Genomic DNA, 17,132 nt, shown 5'->3' on the forward strand with positions numbered 1-17,132 from the left:
ATTTAATCATCATTATATGACCAAAATTGGTCAAATTGCTGATCATTCTCTTGTTTAAATTTGCTGATGTCACGACGGTCTTTTTTACTTGGTCGATGATCAGGTCGTGCTAGATTATGCAACTTTCTTTGGGTCGCAATCAATTCCCTGCGTGCAATACTCACTTCAGTTTCTTCATAAAGTTGCTGAGCGATGAGCGCAGGGCCACGTACACCCGATAATGCCTTGACCAATACGGTTTTCTTATCAAAACCTTGTTGAATAGTCAGCTCAGTTCCTACACGAATTTCTTTGGAAACTTTAACGCGCTCACCATTGTGATGTACTTTGCCGCCTTCAATGGCAGCTTTTGCAATAGAGCGGGTCTTGAAAAAACGTGCAGCCCATAGCCATTTATCAATTCGGATCGTTTCGATTGCTTCGTGAGACGAAGTTTTAGGCATATTTTTGAGTGTCCTCAAATTGTTCTAAGACAGGAATTAAATCTGTTAATTGGTGCAACATAGGGTAATTACAAGTCTGACGCGCAGGTTTTGCTGAGGATGGCTGGGCAATACTATATAAGTGTCCAATCCCAAAGGCTTTAGCACCATTAAGCACCTTTTCGGTGTCATCAATAAAATAGCAATCTGCAGGATTAAATGCATGTTGTTGTTGTAATGTTTGCCAAAATTCAACGCGCTCTTTGGCGTAACCAATGCTTTCAGAACTAACAATCACTTCAAAATATTTTGCTAAACCTGTATGTGCTAATTTAAAGTCTAAGCCTGCACAATCGGCATTGGTGGTGAGCCAAATGCGATAGCCATTATTTTTTAAATATTCCAGTAACTCGATAGCGTGTGGACGCAACGTGACATGATCTTTATATTCAAGTTGCATAGCAAGCATATCCACACCCACTTTGGCCGTCCAAAAACGTGAGGAATACCAATCTAAGGTGTGGCTATGCGCTTGATAAAAATCGTATAAAATTTCTTTGCTGCGTTCTAAAGAGCAGGCGTGTAATTCTGCATAGCGACTAGGCAGTTGTTCATTCCAAATAAAATCATCATAAGCGAGATCTAACAGCGTTCCGTCCATGTCAAACATGATGATATTTTTGTGCATTTAGACACCTTAAATCAAAAATCAATTGCCAAAAGGCAAGTAAAAACAGGCTCATTTAAACATGCTTGAGGCATAACTCAAAATGCTGTCTGATTATTCGCCAAATTATGTTAGGCTAAACAGATAAGCACTGTGTAAGTGTTACATATAAATAGGTGAGATGGAGCAGTTGTAAAAAGTAACTGTAGCGTTCACAAAAACAATTATTTTGACATATTTCTGTATTTGTTTGTCTGTATAAGCATAGAAATTGAATGGTAAATTTTTTAAATCAGGGAGCTAGTAATGGCTGAACAACAGTATTTAGATTTAAAACACTTAGATAAACAACTCGATGAGTTTGAGAAAAAGAAGAAGAAAATTAAGAAAATGCGGATTGGTTATAAATTATTTGCGCATTTAATGGGAGATGAGAAATTCGCCCATCATGTTTCAGAGTCAGCATTAAACCCAGATAAACGCAGTTATCGTAAAGTTAAAATTAAAATTACCTCAGATGAGGGGGAGTTAACTTTTCTAGAAAAGGATTGATCTAATTTTGATTTTATATGGGCTTTGTTGCATAAAGGTTTGAAAGGCTGAGTTCCCTTAATCTACTCAAATTTAAGAGACAACTTGGGTATGAGGGCGACCTAATTCTGTGAATTTATTCAAGACTGCCATGCGTGCATGGATCTCATTCACCTGACTTGGAAAACTCCGCGCTGTTAATTTATCGCCTAATAATTTGATGCAATGCATCTTGGTTTCAACCAAACTTCGACGGTGATAACCAGACCACTTTTTCCAAAGCGATCTGCCTAGCCGTTTGACTGTCTTTAATAATTCGTTCCGCTCTATAGACCTCGCTTGCTGATCCTTCCAAGGCTTTGCATTCTTTCTAGGTGGAATGATCGCATGTGCATCTCGATCTAAAATGACTTGTCGGCAGTGCTTTGTGTCATAAGCACCATCTGTATAAACAGAATCAATTGGTTCATCCAAGGGAATTTGAGCAAGTAAATCTTCGAGTACTTGAGAATCACTGACATTATTTGTGGTGAGTTGTACTGCACGTATTTGCAGGGTTTTAGCATCTATAGCAATGTGAAGCTTACGCCATTGGCGACGATATTCAGCCCCATGTTTCTTGCGTTTCCATTCACCTTCACCAAGAAACTTCAAACCAGTAGAGTCTACGAGTAGATGCAGTCCATCACTACTTTTTTGATAGCTAATCGCAATATCAATATGCTTTTGTCTACGACAAAGGGTGGAATAATCCGGAGCTGTCCAATCTAATCCAGAGAGTTTAATCAGACTTTGAACAAAACCTGTGACCATACGTAAAGAGAGTCGGAATAGTAATTTGATCATTAAGCAGCATTGAATCGCTGTATCGGAGTAGGTTTGATTTCGACCTTGCTTGCCTTGTGATTGTGCATACCACTGAGTCTTTGGATCAAACCAAATGGAAATATTACCTCGGTTAATTAAGGCTCGGTTATAGGATGACCAATTGGTTGTACGGTAGATTTTAGAGGCAGGCTTATTCATTTTGAAATTATATTGCTGAATAAGCTTTTGATGCTAGGTTTGTGCAACAAAGCCTATTTAGCGTATAAATCCCCAAAAACAGAAGTATATCTGCTGCTATTTTGTTTAACCTTGATTGGTTTTTTTGCAGGTGTAGATGTATTTCGTTTAAGTAATGCGGCAACGGCAAGTTTATATCAGCCATTATCACCGTATACCTCGCCAGTAATTACTTTATTTATTGCGATTATTTTAGGCATGCGTCTAGAAAGAAACATACAAAAAATTGAGAAATTTAATCAAGATTTAGAGCTTAAAGTTTTTGAAGTTAGTGATGAGTTAAAATGCAGTATGTCGGAAAAGCATTATTTAGAATTAGAAAATGTGCGTTTGCAAGAGCGGATTCATCTATCACATGATTTACATGATGGTTTAGGTGCATCTTTAGTACGTTCTATGATTATGGTCGACCAAAGCGAACAGAACATGAGTAATCAGCAGTTTTTATCTATGCTGAAATTACTGCGTGATGATTTACGTCAAATTATTGATAGCGGATCTAGCATTGGTTCTAAAGTACCTGAAAATCCTAAAATTTGGGTCGCGCCAGTTCGTCATCGTTTTAGCCAACTGATGGATGAAATGGATATACGTTCTAAGTGGGATTTTCCAAATGAATGGGTGTTTGAGCCGAATTCATTACAGTGTTTAACCTTGATGCGGGTATTGGAAGAAAGTTTAACCAATGTAATTAAACACAGCCAAGCCGAGCATGTATCCGTCAGTATGCAATTTGTACCACCGAAGCAATTAGTACTTAAAGTTCAGGATGATGGTATAGGTTTTCAAGCCAATAGCGTGCTTGAACATGGCATGAGTATTGGGATACGCAGTATGCAAATGCGTTTAGAACGGGTTGGTGGACAATTAAAATTAAACTCAACACCTGGCTATACATTAATTCAGGCAGTTTTAACTCTAGATCCCGCTCATCTAAATTCCCCAAGATGAATTGATCATCTTGAGGGATTGAAACGAATATTTTAGGCGTTTTCAGCAGGCAACAACATTAAAATGGATTCATTGAGCAGTTGTGCCAAATCTTCCAGAATATCTGCATCGTAAAGGTTTTCATCGAGCAGCACTCGTTCGCCATTGGCGATTTTTTGCAACGTAGGGATAGATGCTTCTGCGACACAAAGCGCTTCACCATTTGCCCAAAATAAAACATCACCTTCCTGATTTGCATAAAGTAGGCGTGAGGCAGGTTCCAGCATGATTTGATAACCCTGATCTAGCGCATTTTCTAAATCGCCTACACCTATTTCATCTACTTCAGGAATATTTTCAGGATATTTCGGTTCGGACATTAAGCTTAAAATTGCATCATCCAACACCGATGAGTTTTGCAAACGCGCCCACAATTCTGCTTTTAGATAACTCAGTTCTGTCGTAGTCATTTCACCAATTTGTGTACTTTTTTCACGAACAATGTCTTGTAGTGGCGTGCGTAACATTTCATCAGCAGAGAATTTATCACTCACGCGATCCATCATTTCACTAATATTTGGCATACGGAAACCGAACGAGAACGTCAGACAATCATCTTCTGCCACACCATAATGCGCCAATCCTGGTGGAACATAAAGTAAATCACCCGGTGCAAGTACTTCATCAAAATTAACCTGCATTTCAGGCAATAATTTGAGCGGTTGTCCTGCTACAAACTCAGTTTCTGCATCACACATTTGCCCAAGCTGCCAACGGCGATGTCCATAGCCTTGTAGTAAAAACACATCATAAAAATCAAAATGCTGACCTACAGAACCACCTTTAGGCGCATAAGACACCATAATGTCATCACGTCGCCATTGCGGAATAAAAGGAAATTTTTTCCAAAGTTCAGCGAGATCAAAAGAGTAATGATCCACGGCTTGTACCAACAGCGTCCATAACTTTGGCATTTTTTGAAAATCTGCCTTAATAAGCGGTGATGATTTCACAGTCCATTGATTCGGATCACGATCTTTTTGTTTAATTAAACGGGCAGTGACATCTTCTTCCAGTGCCAGCTCCATGACATCGCTAGGTTCGAGTAGGTGTGCAATTTCTGGGAGTGCGTTGCGTACCAATAATGGTTTTTTTTGCCAATATTCACTTAGGAATTGTTCTGCGGTAATTCCGCCTAAAACATCTAAAGGTTGCGACATAAAAATAGCCTAAGTAAGTTTTATCAATAATCTCAATATTGTCTAATTTGTCGCTACAAAGGGCAAGATGATTTCTAGCTGATATGCAGATTCAAATGAGTTAACATTAGGGGACTTGAATATTCAGCCTTCTTAAAATACGACACAGCTGAATCATGGGTAGTCCCATCAAAGTAGTTTGGTCGTTGCCCTGCATTGCTTCAAACAGACTAATGCCCAAACCTTCGCACATAAAACTGCCTGCACAATGTAGCGGTTGTTCCTTTGCAACATAGCGTGCAATTTCATTGTCGGTTAAGCTGCGGAATTTAACTGTGTAGTGTTCTACAACCGTTTGTTCAAAGCCTGTAGATTGCTGCTGCACACTCAGTGCAGTGCTGAAATAAACCGTTCGACCTGAATTGGCTTGTAATTGTTGTATGGCTTTTTCTGAAGTGAGCGGTTTACCTATAAAAATATCTGGCTGCAGTTCACGCCATGCGACTTGATCTGAACCAATCACAATCGCATTAGGATATTGCAGCGCAATACAGTGTGCCTTTTCAAAAGCTAAACGTCGCGCCAAATCATCTGCGTGCAATTCACCCTGAGTAGATTCATCAATATCAGGTGAGATTGACTTATAAGCCAAATTCAGGCGATTCATCAATTGCTGACGGGTTTGACTGCCAGACGCTAAAATAATTTGAGGATGTTGCATCAGATCATCACACCGCATAGTCCATCAATATATCTAAGGGTACGTAAGACAATACAGATTGATGACAGGCTTGAATTTTAATCGGTGGCGCTTGACCTGCCTGATAGGCTTCAACCCAACGAGTGACGCAAATACACCAGAAATCACCTGGTTGTAAACCGTTAAACCCAACTTCTGGCACTGGCGTAATTAAATCATTGCCAATTTTTTGCGAAAAGTTTAGAAATTCCGAAGTCATTTGCGCACAAACGGTGTGCTGACCTAAATCGGTTGGGGCGGTATGACAAAAACCGTTACGAAAATAACCCGTAATAGGATCAAAGCAACAACTGGCGAGAGGTTCGCCCAAAACATTTAAACGATTGATATTTGGATCGGGATGAATAGACATAAGTGCGATAAAGATGGTGACTTTTCTCTATCATAATCAAAACTTTTGCTTTAAACAGCAATTCTACAAAAGTTGCTAACCTTTTTCTGCATAATCATTTAAAATCGTGGCGTTTTGATATCAATAAAGTGAGCTATACATGAACTTTCAGCGTATGACTGACCTCGATTTAGCAGGTAAGCGTGTCCTTATTCGTGAAGATTTAAACGTCCCTGTTAAAAATGGTGTGATCACCAGCGATGCACGTTTACGTGCGGCATTGCCAACGATTCAAGCTGCTGTTGCCAAAGGTGCGGCAGTGATGGTGTATTCTCACTTAGGTCGTCCTGTTGAAGGTGAGCCAAAAGCTGAACAATCTTTAGCACCTGTGGCTGCGTATTTAACCCAAGCTTTGGGTCAAGATGTCCAATTGATCACTGACTATTTAGAGGGTGTAGACGTTGCTCCTGGTCAAGTGGTTTTATTGGAAAACTGCCGTTTTAACTATGGCGAAAAGAAAAATAATCCAGAACTTGCCGCGAAATATGCAGCGTTGTGCGACGTATTTGTGATGGATGCTTTTGGTACGGCACACCGTGCAGAAGCATCAACCGAAGGCGTTGCGCGTTTAGCACCAGTTGCAGCAGCAGGCCCATTATTGGCAGCGGAATTAGATGCCTTGGGTCGTGCCTTAAAGACACCTGAAAAACCAATGGTAGCAATTGTTGCAGGTTCTAAAGTATCAACTAAATTAGATGTATTGACTTCATTGTCTGATATTTGCGATCAACTCATTGTAGGCGGTGGTATTGCCAATACTTTCCTTGCCGCAGCAGGCTATAACGTAGGCAAATCATTATGTGAAAATGATTTGATTGACACTGCCAAAGCAATTGCTGCAAAAGTGTCTGTACCACTACCAACCGATGTTGTGGTTGCAGATGCCGCTGAAATTAACTTTGAAGATTTCTTGGGTTCATTGGCAGCAGCGAAAGCAACTGTGAAAAAAGTTGAAGATGTTGCAGACAACGACATGATTTTAGATGTAGGCCCAGAAACTGCAAAAGCATTTGCTGAAATTTTAAAAACTTCAAAAACAATTCTTTGGAATGGCCCAGTGGGTGTATTTGAAGTTGATCAATTTGGTGAAGGTACGAAAGCACTTTCATTGGCAATTGCAGAATCTGCAGGTTTCTCTATTGCAGGTGGTGGTGACACTTTAGCTGCAATTGACAAGTATGAAGTTGCAGACAAAATTGGTTATATCTCTACAGGTGGTGGAGCATTCCTTGAATTTGTCGAAGGTAAAACCTTACCTGCAGTTGCGGTTTTATTAGAACGCGCTTAAATCTTGATAATTTATCAATAATATAAAAAAGTTGAATTCGGTCAACTTTTTTGTATTTATGTCATGCTGTAGTCATCAAAATGTCATAAATATGCAATAAAGTGTAGTAAATGAATGACCTAACTGTAGGATATGACGATGATTCAAAAACTAACACTTGCTGCTTTAATCGCTGCATCTTTAGCCTTGACTGCTTGTGCAAAAAAAGAAAGCGCACCTGCGACTGAAACTGATGCATCTTCTGCAGTTGTAGATAACGCTCAAATTACACCAGAACAACAAGCTGCAATCGACGCAATTGACCAACCAATCATGGATGAAGGTAACACCGATATCCCTGAAGATGTTGCAAATGCACCTGCTGATGTTGCGACTGCAGACACAGAAGTTGCTGCTTCTGAAGCGCAATAAGTGCTGAAAAATAAAGAATTGTTGTAATTTGTTTAAAAGTCCCTGCTTTTGCAGGGACTTTTTTTTGAAAAAGGCGATTTGTTGCTGAATTGAAACAAATCACAGGGTAGAATAGCCAACATTATTTGGGAGGAAATTATGGCTCTTATTTCATTGCGCCAGCTCTTGGATCATGCCGGTGAACATTCTTACGGCGTACCAGCGTTTAACGTCAACAACTTAGAACAAATGCGCGCAATTATGTTAGCCGCAGATGCAACCAATTCACCTGTAATTGTTCAGGCTTCGGCAGGTGCGCGTAAATACGCAGGTGCGCCATTCTTGCGTCACCTGATTTTGGCTGCAATTGAAGAGTGGCCACATATTCCAGTGGTTATGCACCAAGACCACGGTACAAGCCCTGACGTATGTCAGCGTTCTATCCAACTAGGCTTTTCATCAGTAATGATGGATGGTTCTTTAGGTGAAGACGGTAAAACACCAACGTCGTATGAATACAACGTAGAAGTGACGCGTCGTACTGTACAAATGGCACATGCGTGCGGTGTATCGGTTGAAGGTGAGATTGGCTGTTTAGGTAGTCTTGAAACAGGCATGGCAGGTGAAGAAGATGGTGTAGGCGCTGAAGGTGTGCTTGACCACTCTCAATTGTTAACTTCAGTCGAAGAAGCACGAAGCTTCGTTGCAGATACCAATGTGGATGCTTTGGCAATTGCAGTGGGTACTTCTCACGGTGCGTACAAGTTTACTCGTCCACCTACAGGCGATATTCTGGCAATTGACCGCATTAAAGAAATTCATGCAGCATTGCCAAATACACATCTTGTGATGCACGGCTCTAGCTCAGTACCACAAGAATGGTTGGCAGTGATTAACCAATACGGCGGCGACATCAAAGAAACTTATGGTGTACCTGTTGAGCAATTGGTTGAAGCCATCAAACATGGTGTGCGTAAAATTAACATCGACACAGATTTACGTTTAGCTTCTACAGGTGCAATGCGCCGTATGATGGCAGAACAACCAAGCGAGTTTGACCCTCGTAAATTCTTCGCAAAAACTGTAGATGCAATGAAACAAATTTGTATCGACCGTTATGAAGCATTTGGTACTGCAGGCAATGCAGACAAAATTCGCCCAATTTCTTTAGAGAAAATGGTTGAACGTTACAAATAATTGTTAATTTAATGAAGAATTAGAAAGCCCACAGTCCTTGTGGGCTTTTTATTGATGAATCCGTCCCCCAATCAACAACAAAAATAATGATTGAATAGCAATCTTCGAGCATGTCATGGAACTGATTGTAGCCGCAGCCTTTTGTAGTGTGCTGGTCTCTATTTTATTAAAAGTCTGCAAATTGCAGGGTTTTAACCCTATGCAGATGATCACCTGGAATTATGTCAGTGCCAGTGTATTGTGTTTTTATTGGTTTAAACCCAACTTGAGCACGATCTCTCTCCAACGCACGCCGTGGTGGCTTATTCTCAGTTTAGGGGTGTTGTTGCCCAGTGTCTTTTTAGCGTTAGCAAAATCGTTGGACAGCGCAGGTATTTTAAAAACTGAAATTGCACAGCGTTTGTCAGTGGTTTTGTCTTTGGCTGCTGCTTATTTTATTTTTCAGGAAAATTTTAGCCAATTAAAAATTGTGGGAATCGCACTTGGCATTGTCGCGGTCTTATGTATTTTGTATTCGCATCGTGCTGCAGGGCAGTCTGCTAAAGCGCAACAAGGCATCATATATTTGGGCTGTGTTTGGCTGGGTTATGCGCTGATTGATGTTTTACTTAAATACACTACAGGTTTAGGTCTGCAATTTGCGGTTGCGCTGAATTTGATGTTTGTATGTGCTTTTGTTTTAGCAATGGTATATATCTTAATTCGCGATAAAAGCATGGGCAGTATGCAAAATATCAGTGCAGGTTTAATTTTGGGTACACTGAATTTCGCCAATATTGCCTTGTATGTCAAAGCTCACATGCTGCTCAAAGACAGCCCTGCTGTGGTATTTGCAGGGATGAATATTTTAGTGGTGCTATTTGGCGTGATCAGCGGTGTATTGTTCTTTAAAGAAAAGCTGAAAAGCACGACCACAATTGGGTTAGGCTTGGCATTACTTAGTGTGCTTTGCCTCGCTTATGCCATGACGGTTTAAGATAACTCAATACAAAGCGAAAAGGATGCCGCAATACATCTGCAGTTTCTGCAAGACCATGCAGCATTGTGGTTCTATCGCAAATCGGGCAGCGCATGTTCGGATAAGTTGGTTTAGCTTGATATAAATACAGTTTTTTACAACGTCGGCATTCTAGTTTTAGTGGCATAGTAAGTAAATTGAGCATCATACACCTCATTTTTATTTTTGCTAGAGATTGAGTAAAGATTGCAAATATAGACTAAGCAAAATTTAGACCAAAAAAAAGGGACAAATTTTGTCCCTAGTGTTATCGCATGTTTGTTTTACAGATGTGTGAAAATCTCGCGTTTATCAAGGCGTGATTTTGGCAGTTTGGAATTAAAATCTTGTTCATTACGATAGCCTAAACATAATAAAACCGAAGGAATCAGTCCTTGCTCAGTCAGTTGCAGTTCTTGGGTTAAAATTGCTTCATCAAAACCGCCAATTGGCGTTGTGTCAATTCTTTCAATTCCTGCAGCCAACAGCATTTGCCCAAGTGCAATAAAAGTTTGATTTTCAGCCCAACGCTGAATATCGCCTTTTTCATTGCGGTAGTAATCGACATAACCTGTGCGGCTGTCTTTCTGACCTTGTTTAGCGGCTTCATCTTTAAAGCGTCCACTGGCAGCATCCTGATTAAGTAGGTTTTCTAAATGTAATTCGCTAATGTCAGCTTTGGTGCAAAATAAAATGGTATGCGAAGCATCTAAAACTTTAGGTGCGTTATAGGCGTATTTACCGACTAAGGCTTTAGCAATACGTTGTTTGGCTTCAGGGTGATCTGCAATAAAAAAATGCCACGGTTGAATATTTATGGAAGATGGTGCTAAACGCAGAATTTCTAATAAACGCTCAAATTGTGCGGTAGGAATAGTGCGACTCCCATCATAGGCTTTTGTCGTATAACGAGTTTGTGCAACGTTAAGCAAATCCATAAATCATCTCCATTTAAAGGCTATATTTGGGGTAGGTGTGCGCCAAAAGCTTAACATGCCTTGCTATGCTTGCTAAATGAACCCATGTGCTATTTATATGGTTAAGACGAAATGAGCACCAGGCAAAGCAGCAGAAATGTTATCGACCAGCATGAAGTGACTCAAAAATATTTGGATTTAGGCACAGAATTCGTAGCAGTTGGAGTGGACACCAGTGTATTGATGAATTGATTGCGTGAATTACTGGCTAAATATAAAGGGGATGCGGAAGTCATTCAGTCTGAAGGCGGGTACTAAAATAAAGAAAAGCCCAATATTTCTTGGGCTTTTCTTCAATATAAGCTATTCGGATTTTGTAGAAGATGTTTTGATAAAGTGGGTTCTATCCTAAAAATCTTTTTATTCCCTTCGATTTTCCCTGTATTAAAAATAAATTTAATTGTTTCTAGCCAAACTACTGCTTGATCATTTGGATTTAATGCTTTTTCTTGAACTTTGTCATTCATAAATAAAGATAAGATGTTTTTTTCTTCATAAGAAAGCTTTGATAGTTTATTGATTAATTCTTTATTTTTGTTTGAAAAAGAAAACTCCTGATCCTTCTTCGCTTTGATATTGGATAATAAATCATATAGCATGAGTGAGATACTAAGTAAGAAAATAATCAATAGATAAGTGAAATTTTTTTGAACAAAAGACGATAAGTGTTCATCTAAATTAATAGCAGATACAAAAAATATTAAAAGCATAAAAATGGAAAAAACAGCATTTATTTTTTGAACATTGAATTTCATATTATAAATTTTAAAATAAAGTTGTTGAAATATTAATATATTAAAAACGTTTTTATCAAGTCTTAGAAGTTAATGTCCTCAACTTTTATCCTAGTAACTCCATGTCTTTAATTTTAATTCCACATTGTTTTGTTCTGGGATAATTTCTAAAATCTGTGCCGTATCTTTACGCCAATCGCCTAATACAATTCTTGGCTTGCCGTGTTCATTGTGAATATTTGGACGATGCGTATGCCCATGAATTAACACATCGGCATGTTGCAAGGCTTGTGCAATTGCGTCGGCATTCACGTCCATGACGTCATAACTTTTAACTTGATTGGCTTGCTGGCTTTTTTTTCGGAAACCTTGTGCAAGTTTTTGTCGAAAAGCCAGTGGTGTTTTCTTTAAAGTGCCTAAAATGATGGGGTTTCGAATGATTTTACGGAATTTCTGATATGACACATCATCGGTACACAGGGCATCGCCATGTTCTAAACGTACTCGTTGCGAGCCAATATGCAGCGTGTACACATCGGGTAGGAGTTGCCCTGAAAACTGATCTAGAAATTTCTGACCTAAAGCGAAATCACGATTGCCGACAATAAAGTAAATATGATTACCGGCAGCTTTGCTAAACTGCTTTAAATGTACAACAACTTCATCGAGCCATGGCGCTGTGTAATCATCGCCAATCCACGCATTAAACCAGTCGCCTAAAATATACAGTTGGGTGTGTTTATTTTGATAAGCATCTAGCAAATCTAAAAACCCCCGTACAAGTCGAGGGTGATCTGGTGACAAGTGTAAATCTGCGATAAACAGATAGGTCACGGATTATTCCCTGGAATTTCCCTAAATCCCTCTTTTAAAAAGAGGGATTTCTCCTCCCTGAATGAATTATAAAGCACTGCTTTAAAATGTGTGTAAGGGAGGTTGGGGGGATTCTTATTCAGCAATGATTTTTGCAGATTCAATTACCACATTTTCTAGTGGAACATCTGCGTGATAACCACGGTTGCCAGTACGCACGCCTTTAATAGCCTCTACAACGTCCATACCTTCAACAACTTTACCAAACACGGCATATCCCCAACCTTGTGCTGTTTTGCCAGTGTGGTTCAAGAAAGAGTTATTTTTTACGTTAATGAAGAACTGTGCAGAAGCTGAGTGAGGTGCTTGGGTACGCGCCATTGCAATCGTACCAACATCGTTGCTTAAGCCGTTGTCTGCTTCGTTTTCAATCGCATCACGTGTTGCTTTTTCTTTGAAGTTTTCATCCATGCCACCGCCTTGGATCATGAAACCATCAATAACACGGTGGAAAATTACGCCGTCATAAAAACCATCACGAACGTATTCTAAGAAGTTAGCAACTGTAATTGGTGCTTTTTCAGCGTTCAATTCTAAAACAATACGACCTTTATTGGTGTTTAATTCGACTTGAGGAAAACTCATTGTGTAATCTCCTAAACATGGACACGAATGCCATGGGTTTTTTGGTTGAGAGAAGCATAAGCAAACTGTAAACTACAAGGCAAGTAAAAACGTTATTTTCTTTGTTAAAAACAAGGAAAAGCGTTCTAATGGGTGATGTATGCTTCTCTTTTGAAGTTTCTGTAACCTCGTTTATCCAATTTTATTTTAGAAGTGATTGTATTGCTATGAAGCCAAATGATGTTGTTGCATCTCTGCCAAACACCCCGACACCAAGTTCAAATGCGTCTGTCGATGCTGTGCAGCAAGAACAACAGCCAGGCTTGGACTTTATACGTCAAGTCATTACCGAGGATATTGCGGCTGGCCGCATAAAGCAGGTAGTGACACGTTTTCCACCTGAGCCGAATGGTTATTTGCATATTGGTCACGTGAAAGCAATTTGCTTGAACTTTGGTATCGCACAAGAATATCAAGGGGTGTGTAACTTACGTTTTGATGACACCAACCCAGATGCAGAAGAACAAGAATATGTCGATGGTATTGCCAATGACGTGAAATGGCTGGGTTTTGAGTGGAATGGTGAACCGCGCTATGCTTCAAGCTATTTTGATCAATTATATACTTGGGCTGTACAGCTGATCGAACAAGGCGATGCTTATGTCGATTTGCAAACCCCTGATGAAATTAAGCTCAACCGTGGTTCTTTTGTAGAGCCAGGCAAAAATTCGCCATATCGTGATACGCCAGTGGCAGAAAACTTGGCTTTATTTGAAAAAATGCGCAATGGCGAATTAGGCGAAGGTCAGGCAGTTTTACGGGCTAAAATTGATATGGCATCGCCAAACGTACACATGCGTGACCCGATTTTGTATCGCGTTTTACATTCATCGCATCACCAAACGGGCGATAAATGGAAAATGTATCCAATGTATGACTATGCGCATCCATTGTCCGATGCGATTGAAGGCATCACCCATTCACTATGTACATTAGAATTCCAAGACCATCGTCCATTCTATGATTGGGTGGTAGAAAAAGTGAAATCTGAGGCTGTACCACATCAATATGAATCTAGCCGTTTGAATATTGATTACACCATCACATCTAAGCGTAAATTGCGTAAATTGGTTGAAGGCGGTTTTGTGAATGGTTGGGATGACCCACGTATGCCAACAGTGGTGGGTATGCGTCGTCGTGGCTTTACACCAGAAGGTTTACGTGATTTCTGTAAGCGTGTAGGTGTGTCTAAGTCAGACGGTATTGTGGATGTGGCAATGCTTGAGTATTGCATCCGTCAGTCATTGGAAAATACTGCAGCACGTGGTATGGCGGTGTTAAATCCGCTTAAAGTGACTTTGACCAACTTGCCAGAAGCATTAGATTTGGTCCATGCACGTCATCCAAATGTAGATATGGGCGAGCGTATCATTCCGCTGACTTCTGAAATTTACATTGACCGTAAAGACTTCGAAGAAGTGCCGCCTAAAGGCTTTAAGCGTTTAGTGCCTGAAGGAGAAGTGCGTTTACGTCATGCTTATGTAATCAAGTGTGATGAAGTGCTTAAAGATGCCAACGGCGAAGTCATTGAGCTGAAATGTTCAATTGACCCTGAAACTTTGGGAAAAAACCCAGAAGGTCGTAAAGTAAAAGGCGTAATTCACTGGGTCTCTGCAAGTAAAGGGGTAGCGGCAGAAGTTCGCTTATATGATCGCTTATTCACAGAGTCGGACCCTGAAGTGGGTGATGATTTCTTAGCGAACTTGAACCCTGATTCATTGAAAATTGTACAAGCGGTGATTGAGCCTGCATTGGCGCAAGCACAACCTGAAGACCGTTTCCAATTTGAGCGTGAAGGTTATTTTGTTGCAGATCAGTACGATCATAGTGCAGAAACACCGGTGTTTAACCGCATTTTAGACTTAAAAGACAGCTTTAAGCCAGGTAAGTAAAATTTTATCTAAGTTTTAACTTACAAATCAAAAGCCCAACTCGATCAATTCAGGTTGGGCTTTTTAGTTTATCTATTGAAGATTTATTGAATGTCTTGTGAGATATACAGTGTCGCTAAAATTTTAGCAATTAGCGGTTTTTATGCTGTTCCTGCTTCATTAGGATTTGCGGTAATTGCATTTTGGCTTTATCACGTAATTTCTTCTTAATATAAAGCACCAAAGCAAAGCAAGTGGTCGTCAGTGTCAGCATCATACTGTTCATATAACTCATCAATGAACTGACATAACCAATGGTGGTTAAACGATCCACCATCTTAAATACTTGCGGGCTGCTTTCAACACCTGTAATTGCCCAAGTGCATAAATGCTCACAGTTATTCATAATCAGATGATAATTGTTTTCGTGCATTCGAGAACGCATACGGCACACCACTTTGCGTCCTTTATATTTTGGTGCATGATAAGACTGCACAATAATATTTTTGCCGTGACTAAACTTTTCAATACTGGTCATTTCAATCGGGTGTTTTTTGAAAAGATGTGCAAAACCCGAATAGTGAATCACGCGACCGCGCCCAGCATAAATACCATGATGGCTATAGCCGAAGTGTTTGACAATTAAATGTGCCCCTAAAGGAAATCGTGTTTTCTGCTTGAGCATCGTACGCTTGACCAATAAAGTAACATGAGTAGAGAAAAGAAATCAGGTTTTATAGTGTACTGCGTCTGACGCAAATATGCGATAACCCATTCAGTTATATGCACAATTTGTAACATAGCACGTGTGGAGATGATAATGTTTTGTTCTCTGTCAAAGTATTTATTGTTTAGTGATTTATTCTGGACGCCTGCTGCACAGGCAGAAATTCGCGTATGGACGGTTAATAACAGGGCTGGGGGAATTTTTTTTTCAACCCAATGGTGTACTGGCGTGGAATCATCAATGGGTGTTTTTAAGTACAACCCAACAATATGTCAATCAGTCGCTCAAAGCGCAGTATGCCACGCAGTCAGCCCCAATGTAGTTATTAATCATCAGTTCAATTCACGCTTTTTAGCGGACAGTTCCTCTTATAAAATTAGAAATGGGATTGGGTTAAAAGACCAAGTTTTGTACTTTGTGATTAGTAACACACCTGTAACTTTTCATCAATTCGCCACCTTTTTTAAAGATGAGCTGAAAACATCAAATGCTTTATATTTAGATGGCTTGATTTCTACGGCATATATTCCGCAATTACAACGTCATACTCGTACACACAGCAATTTAGGGCCAATTTTAGCTTATATAGATCATCAAGGTTGTAAACTCTAACATTGGAACTTGGTTATGGCTTGGCTGAATTTATTGTCCAATAAAACCTAGGGCTGTTCCTTGCATCGTGCAGATTTTGGCTGCTTCTTCGCTTTTCATTTGTTTGACTTCATTTTCAAATTGCTTTTTTTGTTGTTTGAGCTGTTCGTCTGAAATACCCATGCTTTTAGCAAAACTTTCCATTTTTTCCCAAGTTTCGGCACATTCTTTCGGCATTGGGCTACAGGCTGTTAAACTCAGGCTGAGTAGGGCAAGACAGCTAATGTTAGTTTTTTTCATTGTCATTTTCTCTGTTTGAATAATTAAAATATGGTAGTGAGATGATTGTTTTTAGAAATACTAGCGCATGATTGTGAAGATATGATTGACTGCGTTTGAAAAGATTAGAATTTTTGTGCAAGCCCAAGCACGTATTAAGATTTATAAAATTTATTGTTTTAAGTGCCAAGATATTTGTAACAATTAAAAAAGGCACTTAGTTCAACTAAATGCCTTTTTTATCATATTCCATTACTGGAATGGTAGATGCTGGAGTTCATTTAACTCTTTGCGGCTATAACCTCGCGAAGCGAGAACCTTCTTAATCCCGATAATAACATCTTCATCTGTGGCTTTGGTTAAAGCCTCGAGAAGTTGTTCATTTGTCTTGCAAGAGCAATCATTTTCAACACAAGCAATTTGATTTTTATGCTCGTTTTGCTGTTCTGTAGAGAACAACTTTTGCCAAAAACTCATAGAGCCTTCATTCACAACCTAACATAGATCGAAATATAGCCAATATAAAAAATAAATCAAGTCGACCTAAGTGATAAAAGCAGCAATCGAGTTGCAGAATTTTCGATAATATTGCATTTTTTTAACGAAATTATGACAGTTA

At 39.6% G+C, this 17,132-nt stretch carries 22 protein-coding genes and 1 pseudogene; 9 read left to right on the forward strand and 14 right to left on the reverse strand.

Going from position 1 to position 17,132, the window contains the following annotated elements; translation table 11 throughout:
• Nucleotides 1-2 precede the first annotated feature (2 nt).
• Complete coding sequence (locus B2W49_RS02160; protein WP_291334149.1) at nt 3-443, reverse strand: RNA-binding S4 domain-containing protein; 441 nt, start codon at nt 441-443, stop codon at nt 3-5.
• Nucleotides 436-1,110: an HAD-IA family hydrolase gene (locus B2W49_RS02165; protein WP_291334151.1), complete on the reverse strand. Its 675-nt coding sequence runs from the start codon at nt 1,108-1,110 to the stop codon at nt 436-438. Before B2W49_RS02165 ends, B2W49_RS02160 begins: the two co-directional genes overlap by 8 nt.
• Nucleotides 1,111-1,395: 285 nt before the next feature.
• On the opposite strand from B2W49_RS02165, the gene B2W49_RS02170 reads away from it, so the two are divergent.
• Nucleotides 1,396-1,641 (forward strand): hypothetical protein, encoded by a 246-nt coding sequence (locus B2W49_RS02170; protein ID WP_004976684.1) that lies wholly within the window; start codon nt 1,396-1,398, stop codon nt 1,639-1,641.
• Nucleotides 1,642-1,713: 72 nt separating this feature from the next.
• Here B2W49_RS02170 and B2W49_RS02175 read toward each other — a convergent pair whose 3' ends face one another.
• A complete protein-coding gene (locus B2W49_RS02175) occupies nt 1,714-2,646 on the reverse strand; it encodes an IS5 family transposase (RefSeq protein WP_005103080.1) in 933 nt (310 codons plus the stop codon).
• 111 nt (nt 2,647-2,757) lie between these two features.
• Between B2W49_RS02175 and B2W49_RS02180 the strand changes: the two genes are divergently transcribed.
• Nucleotides 2,758-3,636, forward strand: coding sequence for a sensor histidine kinase (locus B2W49_RS02180; RefSeq protein ID WP_414630570.1), 879 nt, complete (start codon nt 2,758-2,760; stop codon nt 3,634-3,636).
• A 32-nt stretch (nt 3,637-3,668) separates the two neighbouring features.
• Here the strand turns inward: B2W49_RS02180 and B2W49_RS02185 are convergent, their stop codons facing one another.
• The 3 genes from B2W49_RS02185 to B2W49_RS02195 form a co-directional block, all read right to left on the reverse strand.
• The gene (locus B2W49_RS02185) at nt 3,669-4,835 is read right to left on the reverse strand and encodes a cupin domain-containing protein (RefSeq protein ID WP_291334160.1); all 1,167 of its coding nucleotides are present in this window, start codon (nt 4,833-4,835) and stop codon (nt 3,669-3,671) included.
• A 106-nt stretch (nt 4,836-4,941) separates the two neighbouring features.
• Complete coding sequence (locus B2W49_RS02190; protein ID WP_291334200.1) at nt 4,942-5,535, reverse strand: Maf family protein; 594 nt, start codon at nt 5,533-5,535, stop codon at nt 4,942-4,944.
• Between the two features lie 7 nt (nt 5,536-5,542).
• Entirely contained in the window at nt 5,543-5,926 is a 384-nt protein-coding gene (locus B2W49_RS02195; RefSeq protein ID WP_096900874.1) for a DUF2237 family protein, read from the reverse strand.
• 139 nt (nt 5,927-6,065) lie between these two features.
• On the opposite strand from B2W49_RS02195, the gene B2W49_RS02200 reads away from it, so the two are divergent.
• The 4 genes from B2W49_RS02200 (at nt 6,066) to B2W49_RS02215 (ending at nt 9,816) form a co-directional block, all read left to right on the forward strand.
• A complete protein-coding gene (locus tag B2W49_RS02200) occupies nt 6,066-7,253 on the forward strand; it encodes a phosphoglycerate kinase (RefSeq protein ID WP_291334161.1) in 1,188 nt (395 codons plus the stop codon).
• A 138-nt stretch (nt 7,254-7,391) separates the two neighbouring features.
• Nucleotides 7,392-7,664 (forward strand): hypothetical protein, encoded by a 273-nt coding sequence (locus B2W49_RS02205; RefSeq protein ID WP_291334162.1) that lies wholly within the window; start codon nt 7,392-7,394, stop codon nt 7,662-7,664.
• 138 nt (nt 7,665-7,802) lie between these two features.
• A complete protein-coding gene (fba, locus tag B2W49_RS02210; RefSeq protein WP_291334163.1) occupies nt 7,803-8,840 on the forward strand; it encodes a class II fructose-bisphosphate aldolase in 1,038 nt (345 codons plus the stop codon).
• 115 nt (nt 8,841-8,955) lie between these two features.
• Nucleotides 8,956-9,816 (forward strand): DMT family transporter, encoded by an 861-nt coding sequence (locus B2W49_RS02215; RefSeq protein WP_291334164.1) that lies wholly within the window; start codon nt 8,956-8,958, stop codon nt 9,814-9,816.
• On the opposite strand, the gene B2W49_RS02220 is transcribed toward B2W49_RS02215, so the two are convergent.
• The gene (locus tag B2W49_RS02220; protein ID WP_291334165.1) at nt 9,779-10,003 is read right to left on the reverse strand and encodes a hypothetical protein; all 225 of its coding nucleotides are present in this window, start codon (nt 10,001-10,003) and stop codon (nt 9,779-9,781) included. The two genes, B2W49_RS02215 and B2W49_RS02220, sit on opposite strands and share 38 nt — an antisense overlap.
• Before the next feature lie 118 nt (nt 10,004-10,121).
• Nucleotides 10,122-10,775, reverse strand: a complete 654-nt coding sequence (gene nfsB / locus B2W49_RS02225) for an oxygen-insensitive NAD(P)H nitroreductase (RefSeq protein ID WP_291334166.1) — start codon at nt 10,773-10,775, stop codon at nt 10,122-10,124.
• 121 nt (nt 10,776-10,896) lie between these two features.
• On the opposite strand from nfsB, the pseudogene B2W49_RS02230 reads away from it, so the two are divergent.
• Nucleotides 10,897-11,072 (forward strand): annotated as a pseudogene (locus tag B2W49_RS02230) (2-dehydro-3-deoxyglucarate aldolase); the annotation flags it as partial.
• A 35-nt stretch (nt 11,073-11,107) separates the two neighbouring features.
• On the opposite strand, the gene B2W49_RS02235 reads toward B2W49_RS02230, so the two are convergent.
• The 3 genes from B2W49_RS02235 to B2W49_RS02245 all read right to left on the reverse strand — a co-directional run bounded on the left by B2W49_RS02235 (nt 11,108) and on the right by B2W49_RS02245 (nt 13,006).
• Nucleotides 11,108-11,569: a super-infection exclusion protein B gene (locus B2W49_RS02235; RefSeq protein WP_291334167.1), complete on the reverse strand. Its 462-nt coding sequence runs from the start codon at nt 11,567-11,569 to the stop codon at nt 11,108-11,110.
• Between the two features lie 90 nt (nt 11,570-11,659).
• Nucleotides 11,660-12,382: a UDP-2,3-diacylglucosamine diphosphatase gene (locus tag B2W49_RS02240; protein ID WP_291334168.1), complete on the reverse strand. Its 723-nt coding sequence runs from the start codon at nt 12,380-12,382 to the stop codon at nt 11,660-11,662.
• 114 nt (nt 12,383-12,496) lie between these two features.
• Nucleotides 12,497-13,006 (reverse strand): peptidylprolyl isomerase, encoded by a 510-nt coding sequence (locus tag B2W49_RS02245; protein WP_291334169.1) that lies wholly within the window; start codon nt 13,004-13,006, stop codon nt 12,497-12,499.
• 206 nt (nt 13,007-13,212) lie between these two features.
• Between B2W49_RS02245 and B2W49_RS02250 the strand changes: the two genes are divergently transcribed.
• Nucleotides 13,213-14,937, forward strand: coding sequence for a glutamine--tRNA ligase/YqeY domain fusion protein (locus tag B2W49_RS02250; RefSeq protein WP_291334170.1), 1,725 nt, complete (start codon nt 13,213-13,215; stop codon nt 14,935-14,937).
• 130 nt (nt 14,938-15,067) lie between these two features.
• Here the strand turns inward: B2W49_RS02250 and B2W49_RS02255 are convergent, their stop codons facing one another.
• Nucleotides 15,068-15,601 (reverse strand): lecithin retinol acyltransferase family protein, encoded by a 534-nt coding sequence (locus B2W49_RS02255; RefSeq protein ID WP_291334171.1) that lies wholly within the window; start codon nt 15,599-15,601, stop codon nt 15,068-15,070.
• A 135-nt stretch (nt 15,602-15,736) separates the two neighbouring features.
• On the opposite strand from B2W49_RS02255, the gene B2W49_RS02260 reads away from it, so the two are divergent.
• The gene (locus B2W49_RS02260) at nt 15,737-16,255 is read left to right on the forward strand and encodes a phosphodiester glycosidase family protein (RefSeq protein WP_291334172.1); all 519 of its coding nucleotides are present in this window, start codon (nt 15,737-15,739) and stop codon (nt 16,253-16,255) included.
• A gap of 30 nt (nt 16,256-16,285) precedes the next feature.
• On the opposite strand, the gene B2W49_RS02265 is transcribed toward B2W49_RS02260, so the two are convergent.
• Nucleotides 16,286-16,534, reverse strand: a complete 249-nt coding sequence (locus tag B2W49_RS02265; RefSeq protein WP_291334173.1) for a hypothetical protein — start codon at nt 16,532-16,534, stop codon at nt 16,286-16,288.
• A gap of 231 nt (nt 16,535-16,765) precedes the next feature.
• Nucleotides 16,766-16,990 (reverse strand): hypothetical protein, encoded by a 225-nt coding sequence (locus tag B2W49_RS02270; protein WP_004973321.1) that lies wholly within the window; start codon nt 16,988-16,990, stop codon nt 16,766-16,768.
• Nucleotides 16,991-17,132: the final 142 nt, after the last annotated feature.

Source organism: Acinetobacter sp. UBA801, assembly GCA_002296655.1.
GTDB lineage: Bacteria > Pseudomonadota > Gammaproteobacteria > Pseudomonadales > Moraxellaceae > Acinetobacter.

Excerpts from the sequence above, each read along its gene's own strand:
- B2W49_RS02160 (WP_291334149.1), bottom strand. The coding sequence starts at position 443 with ATGCCTAAAACTTCGTCTCACGAAGCAATCGAAACGATCCGAATTGAT.
- B2W49_RS02165 (WP_291334151.1), bottom strand. The coding sequence starts at position 1,110 with ATGCACAAAAATATCATCATGTTTGACATGGACGGAACGCTGTTAGAT.
- B2W49_RS02170 (WP_004976684.1), top strand. The coding sequence starts at position 1,396 with ATGGCTGAACAACAGTATTTAGATTTAAAACACTTAGATAAACAACTC.
- B2W49_RS02175 (WP_005103080.1), bottom strand. The coding sequence starts at position 2,646 with ATGAATAAGCCTGCCTCTAAAATCTACCGTACAACCAATTGGTCATCC.
- B2W49_RS02185 (WP_291334160.1), bottom strand. The coding sequence starts at position 4,835 with ATGTCGCAACCTTTAGATGTTTTAGGCGGAATTACCGCAGAACAATTC.
- B2W49_RS02190 (WP_291334200.1), bottom strand. The coding sequence starts at position 5,535 with ATGCAACATCCTCAAATTATTTTAGCGTCTGGCAGTCAAACCCGTCAG.
- B2W49_RS02195 (WP_096900874.1), bottom strand. The coding sequence starts at position 5,926 with ATGTCTATTCATCCCGATCCAAATATCAATCGTTTAAATGTTTTGGGC.
- B2W49_RS02200 (WP_291334161.1), top strand. The coding sequence starts at position 6,066 with ATGAACTTTCAGCGTATGACTGACCTCGATTTAGCAGGTAAGCGTGTC.
- B2W49_RS02205 (WP_291334162.1), top strand. The coding sequence starts at position 7,392 with ATGATTCAAAAACTAACACTTGCTGCTTTAATCGCTGCATCTTTAGCC.
- fba (WP_291334163.1), top strand. The coding sequence starts at position 7,803 with ATGGCTCTTATTTCATTGCGCCAGCTCTTGGATCATGCCGGTGAACAT.
- B2W49_RS02215 (WP_291334164.1), top strand. The coding sequence starts at position 8,956 with ATGGAACTGATTGTAGCCGCAGCCTTTTGTAGTGTGCTGGTCTCTATT.
- B2W49_RS02220 (WP_291334165.1), bottom strand. The coding sequence starts at position 10,003 with ATGCTCAATTTACTTACTATGCCACTAAAACTAGAATGCCGACGTTGT.
- nfsB (WP_291334166.1), bottom strand. The coding sequence starts at position 10,775 with ATGGATTTGCTTAACGTTGCACAAACTCGTTATACGACAAAAGCCTAT.
- B2W49_RS02235 (WP_291334167.1), bottom strand. The coding sequence starts at position 11,569 with ATGAAATTCAATGTTCAAAAAATAAATGCTGTTTTTTCCATTTTTATG.
- B2W49_RS02245 (WP_291334169.1), bottom strand. The coding sequence starts at position 13,006 with ATGAGTTTTCCTCAAGTCGAATTAAACACCAATAAAGGTCGTATTGTT.
- B2W49_RS02250 (WP_291334170.1), top strand. The coding sequence starts at position 13,213 with ATGAAGCCAAATGATGTTGTTGCATCTCTGCCAAACACCCCGACACCA.
- B2W49_RS02255 (WP_291334171.1), bottom strand. The coding sequence starts at position 15,601 with ATGCTCAAGCAGAAAACACGATTTCCTTTAGGGGCACATTTAATTGTC.
- B2W49_RS02260 (WP_291334172.1), top strand. The coding sequence starts at position 15,737 with ATGTTTTGTTCTCTGTCAAAGTATTTATTGTTTAGTGATTTATTCTGG.
- B2W49_RS02265 (WP_291334173.1), bottom strand. The coding sequence starts at position 16,534 with ATGAAAAAAACTAACATTAGCTGTCTTGCCCTACTCAGCCTGAGTTTA.
- B2W49_RS02270 (WP_004973321.1), bottom strand. The coding sequence starts at position 16,990 with ATGAGTTTTTGGCAAAAGTTGTTCTCTACAGAACAGCAAAACGAGCAT.